This is a genomic window from Variovorax sp. 01T439_2, assembly GCF_056398445.1.
Genome location: NZ_JBFTPJ010000189.1, coordinates 1 through 7,591 on the forward strand (window position 1 = coordinate 1; position 7,591 = coordinate 7,591).

Annotated in this window: 7 protein-coding genes; 4 read left to right on the top strand and 3 right to left on the bottom strand. The window is 67.4% G+C overall.

What is annotated here, in order from left to right; translation table 11 throughout:
* A partial coding sequence (gene fumC / locus AC1DOC_RS11360) for a class II fumarate hydratase (protein ID WP_478129813.1) occupies positions 1-1,245 on the top strand: 1,245 nt, incomplete at its 5' end.
* On the opposite strand, the gene AC1DOC_RS11365 is transcribed toward fumC, so the two are convergent.
* Positions 1,246-1,863, bottom strand: a complete 618-nt coding sequence (locus AC1DOC_RS11365; RefSeq protein ID WP_026284323.1) for an NAD(P)-dependent oxidoreductase — start codon at positions 1,861-1,863, stop codon at positions 1,246-1,248.
* A 102-nt stretch (positions 1,864-1,965) separates the two neighbouring features.
* On the opposite strand from AC1DOC_RS11365, the gene AC1DOC_RS11370 reads away from it, so the two are divergent.
* Complete coding sequence (locus tag AC1DOC_RS11370; protein WP_018907284.1) at positions 1,966-2,928, top strand: LysR family transcriptional regulator; 963 nt, start codon at positions 1,966-1,968, stop codon at positions 2,926-2,928.
* Here the strand turns inward: AC1DOC_RS11370 and AC1DOC_RS11375 are convergent.
* Entirely contained in the window at positions 2,888-3,526 is a 639-nt protein-coding gene (locus AC1DOC_RS11375) for a YqhA family protein (RefSeq protein ID WP_012747634.1), read from the bottom strand. The genes AC1DOC_RS11370 and AC1DOC_RS11375 overlap by 41 nt on opposite strands.
* 148 nt (positions 3,527-3,674) lie before the next feature.
* On the opposite strand from AC1DOC_RS11375, the gene acs reads away from it, so the two are divergent.
* Positions 3,675-5,675 (top strand): acetate--CoA ligase, encoded by a 2,001-nt coding sequence (gene acs, locus AC1DOC_RS11380; protein WP_478129814.1) that lies wholly within the window; start codon positions 3,675-3,677, stop codon positions 5,673-5,675.
* 121 nt (positions 5,676-5,796) lie between these two features.
* Complete coding sequence (locus tag AC1DOC_RS11385) at positions 5,797-6,252, top strand: hypothetical protein (protein ID WP_278874312.1); 456 nt, start codon at positions 5,797-5,799, stop codon at positions 6,250-6,252.
* A gap of 19 nt (positions 6,253-6,271) precedes the next feature.
* Here the strand turns inward: AC1DOC_RS11385 and AC1DOC_RS11390 are convergent, their stop codons facing one another.
* Positions 6,272-7,360 (bottom strand): helix-turn-helix transcriptional regulator, encoded by a 1,089-nt coding sequence (locus tag AC1DOC_RS11390; RefSeq protein ID WP_436046204.1) that lies wholly within the window; start codon positions 7,358-7,360, stop codon positions 6,272-6,274.
* Positions 7,361-7,591: the final 231 nt, after the last annotated feature.

The window sequence follows — 7,591 nt, forward strand, 5'->3', positions numbered from 1 at the left end:
GCGCAGGTCAAGCGCGCCTCGGCCGTGGTCAACCACGCGCTGGGCTTGCAGGATGAGAAAAAAACCAAGGCCATCGTGGCCGCGGCCGACGAGGTCATTGCCGGCAAGCACCCGGGCGAGTTTCCGCTGGTGGTGTGGCAGACCGGCTCGGGCACGCAGACCAACATGAACGTCAACGAGGTGCTGGCCAACCGCGCGAGCGAACTGCTCGGCGGCGAGCGCGGGGAAGGGCGCCTCGTGCACCCGAACGACGACGTGAACCGCAGCCAGTCGAGCAACGACGTGTTTCCCACCGCCATGCACGTGGCGGCGGTCGAGGCCATCACGCACAAGCTGCTGCCGGCCATCGCCAGGCTGCGCGGCACGCTCGAACAGAAGTCGAAGGACTTTGCCGACATCGTGAAGATCGGCCGCACCCACCTGCAGGACGCCACGCCGCTCACGCTGGGCCAGGAGTTCTCGGGCTATGTGGCGCAGCTCGCGCATGGCGAGGCGCATGTGCGCGCCGCGCTGCCGCACCTGTGCGAACTGGCGCTGGGCGGCACGGCCGTCGGCACCGGGCTCAATGCGCCCAAGGGCTATGCCGAGCAGGTGGCGGCCGAGCTGGCCAAGCTCACGGGCCTGCCGTTCGTGACCGCGCCCAACAAGTTCGAAGCCATGGCCAGCGTCGACGCGCTGGTGCATGCCCACGGCGCGCTCAAGACACTTGCCGCCAGCATGAACAAGATTGCCAACGACGTGCGCTGGCTCGCGAGCGGCCCGCGCAGCGGCATCGGCGAACTGAGCATTCCGGAGAACGAACCGGGCTCGTCGATCATGCCGGGCAAGGTCAACCCGACACAGAGCGAAGCCGTCACGATGCTGGCCGCGCAGGTGTTCGGCAACGACGTGGCCATCAACATCGGCGGCGCCTCGGGCAACTTCGAGCTGAACGTGTTCCGCCCGATGGTGGCGCACAACTTCCTGCAGAGCGTGCGCCTCTTGGCCGACGGCATGGTGAGCTTCAACGACCACTGCGCGGTGGGCATCGAGCCGAACCGCGAGCGGATCACCGAACTGGTTCAGCGTTCGCTGATGCTCGTGACCGCACTCAACACGCACATCGGCTATGACAAGTCGGCCTACATCGCGAAGAAGGCGCACAAGGAAGGCACCAGCCTGCGCGAAGCCGCGATTGCCTCGGGCCACCTCACGGCCGAGCAGTTCGACCAGTGGGTGGTGCCGGAGAACATGACCGGCCGTTGATCAGTAGCCGATGGTGTAGCGCTGGCGCGAGTGCGCCGGTTTTTCGAGCTCGTCGATGAACGCGATCGCGTAGTCCTCGAAGGTGATCCAGCTGCGGCCTTCGGCGCTCACGAGCAGGTCGTCCTTGCCCAGGCGGAACTTGCCCGTGCGCTCGCCTTCGACGAACTCGGCCGAGGGCGAGAGAAAAGTCCAGTCGAGTTCCTTCTCGTTGCGCAGCGCCTCCAGGAACACGCCGCCGGCCGTGGCCTCGGCCTTGTAGGCCTCGGGGAAGTTCGGCGTGTCGATCACCTTCAGGCCCGGCGCCGCGAACAGGCTGCCGGCGCCGCCGACCACCAGCAGGCGCTTCACGCCTGCGCGCTTGGCCGGCTCGATGATGGCCGCGGGCGGCACGGTGGAGAAGTGCGCGGCGCTGAAGACGGCGTCGTGGCCGGCCAGCGTCTTTTCGAGCGCGGCGCTGTCGAGCACGTCGAGGTCGACCGCCTTCACGTTGGCGCGGCCCGAGAGTTTTTCGCTCGCCTTGCGCGCAATGGTCGTCACGGTGTGGCCGCGGCGCAGGGCCTCTTCGAGAAGGCGGCCGCCGGCGCGTCCGGTGGCGCCGATGATGGCGATGTGGCTCATGGAATGGCTCCAGAAAGTGGTTGGGATGAAGCGCATCTTAGGTTTCTGCTTTCGAAAGAAATACCTCGAATTGCGCGCTTGTTTATTCCTAAAATCGTTCGAATGGACCGATTGAATGCAATGCGCGTGTTCGTCACCGTGGTGGATGCGGGCAGCCTTTCGGCCGCGGCCGACAAGCTCGACCTCTCGCGCCCGGTGGTCACGCGCTACGTGGCCGAGCTCGAGCAATGGACCGGCGCGCGCCTCTTGCACCGCACGACGCGCCGGCTGAGCCTCACGGCGGCGGGCGAGGAACTGCTGCCGCGCTGCCGCCAGGTGCTGGAGCTCGCGGGCGACATGCAGGAGGCCGTGCGGCAGCCGGCCGAGGCGCCGCGCGGCCAGCTGCGCATCACGGCCAGCACCTCGTTCGCACAGGCGCAGCTGGCCGATGCGGTGGCCGACTACGTGCGGCTCTATCCCGGCGTGGCGGTCGACCTGGTGCTGCTGGACCGGGCGGTGAACCTGGTGGACGAGCGCATCGACCTGGCGATCCGCGTGGCGGTGGAGATCGATCCCAACCTCATTGCGCGGCGGCTCACCGATTGCCGCTCGGTGGTGTGCGCATCACCCGGCTACCTGAAGGAGCAGGGGCGGCCGCTGCGCGTGGAGGAGCTGGCCCAGCGCAACTGCCTCACGCACTCGTACTTCGGGCGCAGCCTCTGGAATTTCACGCGCAAGGAAGACGGCACGCCCGTTTCGGTGGCCGTGGGCGGCAACGTGTCGACCAACGATGCCGCGAGCCTGATGCACCTGGCGCGGGCCGGGGCCGGCATCGCGATGCTGCCGACCTACCTGACCGCCGGCCTGCTGCAGGCCGGCGAGCTGGTGCGGCTGTTCCCGGAATTCGAGCCGCAGGTGGTCGGCATGTATGCGGTGTATGCCTCGCGCAAGCACATGCCTGCCACGCTGCGCACGATGCTCGACTTTCTTGCCAGGCGTTTCACCGGCGTGCCCGCCTGGGACCTGCCGCAGGCAGGCCCGGCGCTCAGTGCGAACCGCCGCCCTGCGGCACGGCGGGCGCCATGAGCCTGTCGGTGTAGGCGATGGCCATGGCCGAGAACAGGAAGGCGATGTGGATCACGGTCTGCGCAATCAGCACGCGGTCGGTGTAGTTGTCCGCGTTGATGAAGGTCTTCAGCAGGTGGATCGAGCTGATGCCGATGATGGCGGTGGCCAGCTTGACCTTGAGCACCGAGGCGTTCACATGGCTCAGCCACTCGGGCTGGTCGCGGTGGCCTTCGAGGTCCATGCGGCTCACGAAGGTTTCGTAGCCGCCCACGATCACCATGATCAGCAGGTTGGAGATCATCACCACGTCGATCAGCGCCAGCACCACCAGCATGATCACTGTTTCGTTGAGCGTGCCCACCGGCGCGGTGGTCTTGTAGCCGATGCTGGTGATCAGCGCCTGCAGCGCGTCCTTGCTGCCGAAGGCTGCCTCCACCAGGTGCAGCAGCTCGACCAGGAAGTGCACCACGTACACCGCCTGCGCCACGATCAGTCCCAGGTAGAGCGGCAGCTGCAGCCAGCGGCTCGCGAAAATCAGCTTGGGCAGCGGCCGCAGCGGCGAGCCGCGGGCTGGAACAGGCGTATTCGGGCGGTCGAAGGATTCGGGTGCGGACATGGAGAGGATGGTTGGAAACGACCGGCGATTCTAGAGGTGCCCCCATGTCCGACTCGTGATAACCCTGCGAACTAACATCGCAACCGTCAGTGGCCCGTAAGTGGGCCCGCCGACATTACGGCCGCACCTAGATCAAGGAGACAAGAAAATGAGCAGCAGCGCATCGAAGAACATCGAATCCGTCCTGGTCGAGAACCGCGTGTTCCCTCCCGACGCCCGCGCCAGCGCCGGCGCGCGCATTGCCGGCATGGCCGCCTACGAGGCCCTGTGCCAGGAAGCCGAACAGGACTTCGAAGGCTTCTGGAGCCGCCTGGCGCGCGAGAACCTGGACTGGACCCAACCCTTCAGCCGCACCCTGGACGAATCCAAGGCGCCGTTCTACGAGTGGTTCGGCGACGGCGAACTCAACGCCAGCGCCAACTGCCTGGACCGCCACATCGGCACCCCCRTCGARCACAAGACCGCCATCGTCTTCGAGGCCGACGACGGCGCCGTCACCCGCGTCAGCTACAAGGAACTGCTCGCCCGCGTGAGCCAGTTCGCCAACGCCCTGAAGGCCGCCGGCATCGGCAAGGGCGACCGCGTCATCATCTACATGCCCATGACCATCGAGGGCGTGGTCGCCATGCAGGCCTGCGCGCGCATCGGCGCCACCCACAGCGTGGTGTTCGGCGGCTTCTCCGCCAAGGCCCTGCAGGAGCGCATCATCGACGCCGGCGCCGTGGCCGTCATCACCGCCAACTACCAGCTGCGCGGCGGCAAGGARCTGCCCCTCAAGGCCATCGTCGACGACGGCATCGCCCTGGGCGGCTGCGAATCCATCCGCACCGTSTTCGTCTACGARCGCACCCCCAGCGYCTGGAGCCGCGTCGAAGGCCGCGACAAGACCTTCGCCGARGCGCTGGCCGGCCAGAGCACCGACTGCCCSCCCGTGCCCGTCAAYGCCGAGCACCCCCTCTTCATCCTCTACACCTCCGGCTCCACCGGCAAGCCCAAGGGCGTGCAGCACGCCACCGGCGGCTACCTGCTGTGGGCCCGGCTCACCATGGACTGGACCTTCGACATCCGGCCCGAGGACGTCTTCTGGTGCACCGCCGACATCGGCTGGATCACCGGCCACACCTACGTCGCCTACGGCCCSCTSGCCGCCGGCGCCACCCAGGTCGTGTTCGAGGGCATCCCCACCTTCCCGCACGCCGGGCGCTTCTGGCAGATGATCGARMRRCACCAGGTCAGCGTCTTCTACACCGCCCCCACCGCCATCCGCTCGCTCATCAAGGCCGCCGAATCGGACGAGAAGGTGCACCCGAAGAACTGGAACCTGGACAGCCTGCGCATCCTCGGCTCGGTCGGCGAGCCCATCAACCCCGAAGCCTGGATGTGGTACCACCGGAACATCGGCCATGAGAAATGTCCGATCGTCGACACCTTCTGGCAGACCGAGACCGGCGGCCACGTCATCACGCCCTTGCCGGGCGCCACGCCGCTGGTGCCGGGCTCGTGCACGCTGCCGCTGCCGGGCATCATGGCCGCCATCGTGGACGAGACCGGCAAGGACCTGCCCAACGGCGCGGGCGGCATGCTGGTCATCAAGCGGCCCTGGCCCTCGATGATCCGCACCATCTGGAACGACCCCGAGCGCTTCARGAAGAGCTACTTCCCCGAGGAGATGGGCGGCACCATCTACCTGGCCGGGGACGGCGCGGTGCGCAGCGAAGACCGCGGCTACTTCCGCATCACGGGSCGCATCGACGACGTGCTGAACGTCTCGGGCCACCGCCTGGGCACGATGGAGATCGAATCGGCGCTGGTGTCCAAGACCGACCTGGTGGCCGAGGCGGCGGTGGTGGGGCGGCCCGACGATGTGACGGGCGAGGCGGTGTGCGCCTTCGTGGTGCTCAAGCGCGGGCGCCCGAGCGGCGAGGAGGCCAAGCAGATCGCCAACGAACTCCGGAACTGGGTGGCCAAGGAGATCGGCCCGATCGCCAAGCCCAAGGACATCCGCTTCGGCGAGAACCTGCCCAAGACGCGCAGCGGCAAGATCATGCGGCGCCTGCTGCGCAGCATCGCCAAGGGCGAGGCCATCACGCAGGACATCTCGACGCTGGAAAATCCGGCGATCCTGGAGCAGCTCGCGCAGAAGAACTGAGCCGAAGCCGCCTCGCGCGCCGATCCCTGCCGTCCGGTGYATCGGCAGGCATCACGCGAACTGGTGATGCGGCCGCATCCACGGACGCCGAGAATTTCTCTGGCAAAAGAAAGGATCGGCCGTGCAACACCTTTTCACGTTCGCGCTGGTGCTTGCGCTCCTGTCGGGATGCGCCGCCACTTCCTCCACGTCGTCTTCATCGGTGCCGCTGCCGCCCGACCTTGCCATCACGCCTCCCGACGCCGCACTGGCGCCACAGCATCGCGCGTTCTCCGGCAAATGGTCCGGCAAGTGGCGGGGCCTGGCGGGCGGGCAGCAGCAGGAAACGGTGCTCGTGGTGGAAAGCGTGACGGCCGACGGCGCAACGGTCGTCTACGCGCAGGGCGACCACAGCCGCTTTCGGTCCTTCCATCGGCGGACCACCGCGCGCATCGCGGACGGCAAGCTGAGCTTCACTTTCGACCAGCGCTCGCCGATCACGTTCACCTACCAGCTGCAGCCTGACGGCACCCTCGAGGCGCAGTCGCAGTCCAGGGGGTTCACGGCGGTCGCGACCTTGACCCGGGCAAGCTCCTAGCGCAACGGCGGCCTGCCGGTCATGGTCCCACGCGCAGGGCGGCCCGCACCAGGTCCACCTGCCTCGTGCAGTCCATCTTCACCATCATCATTGCCACCTGCTTGCGCACGGTGTGGATGGACACGCCGCGGCGCAGCGCAAAGTCGTTCAACGAAACACCGGTGGCCAGCGCATGCAGCACGCGCGCCTCGGCCAGCGTGATGTCGAGCGCCTGCGACAGCAGGTCGGGGCTTGCCAGCGGGCCCGCGGCCGCGCGCCGCAGCCGGATGAAGACCATCGGTTCCCTGCCGAAGCGCAGCGCGGGGTTGGCACACGTCAACTCGACGTGGAGCGGGCCGCCGCAGCGGCTGTCCCTGAAAGCGAGCCGCTCGACCCGGCCAGCCCCTGCGGCGCGCAGCACCGCCGCCAGCAATCGTTCGCGCTCCCCGGCATTCGGATGCGAGAGCCGCGCACCCTGAACGACGACGCTTCCCCGCGTGTCGAAGATGGCTTTCGCGGCCGGAGAAGCGTGCACCACATGGCCCGTGCCGTGGACCAGGCAGCTGGCCTCGCCCAATGCGTCGAAGGCGCTGTCGGTGGCTGCGAGCCACGAAGCCGCCTGCGCCCGGCGCCGTTCCGCCGCCAGCTGCACCGCCTGGCTGTAGGCGCGGATCCGATCGCTCGCGAGGAAGGAAGACAGCCCGTCCCATGCCGACGCGCGCTGGAATCCAAAGCTCGTTCTCCGGTCCGGACCGTTCTCGATGATGAAGGAGTAGAGCTGCCTCATGCGGTGCCTGCACATGAAGTCGACGTAGTAGGCATTGCGCTCGCGCAGCGGCTTCGGAAGCAGGGCTTGCGTATCCAGCCATGAGCCCTCGGGCTTCGCCACGTTCGGCTGGGTCATGACGTCTTCCGTATGGAAGTGCTCCGCGTAGTCGCGCACCGCGGCAGCATCGGCACCCGACTGCTGGACGTCGACCACGCCGGTGCCTTCGAAGACGATCAGCACGGCAGCATCGCTGCCCACCAGCCGGCTGGCCGTCGAAAGAATGGCGGACCACGGGGGATCGGGGTCCGAGAGGTGGTGAACCGCCTCGAGCGCGCTGCGCAATACGGCGTCAGGCTGCATGGGCTTTCCTCCTGAAGGAAAGATTGCCTCGATCCGCGCGCCCGCGCCGCCCGAGGCAACCCGCACCTGGGAATGTCGTGGAAACGGCCCCGACTGGATATCACTCATTTGAGTGATGACGTAGATCGGCGCCCGAACCCCTCTCTTTGCCAGGGCCATCCAGCCGTTGCCTTCCGCTGCGATTCATCTCATGACAATCTCGTTCGCCAGATGATTCGACCGGTCGGGATC

Bases quoted from the DNA above. Each gene is read 5' to 3' on its own strand.
- AC1DOC_RS11370 (WP_018907284.1), top strand. From the start codon at position 1,966: ATGGACCGATTGAATGCAATGCGCGTGTTCGTCACCGTGGTGGATGCG.
- AC1DOC_RS11375 (WP_012747634.1), bottom strand. From the start codon at position 3,526: ATGTCCGCACCCGAATCCTTCGACCGCCCGAATACGCCTGTTCCAGCC.
- AC1DOC_RS11365 (WP_026284323.1), bottom strand. From the start codon at position 1,863: ATGAGCCACATCGCCATCATCGGCGCCACCGGACGCGCCGGCGGCCGC.
- AC1DOC_RS11390 (WP_436046204.1), bottom strand. From the start codon at position 7,360: ATGCAGCCTGACGCCGTATTGCGCAGCGCGCTCGAGGCGGTTCACCAC.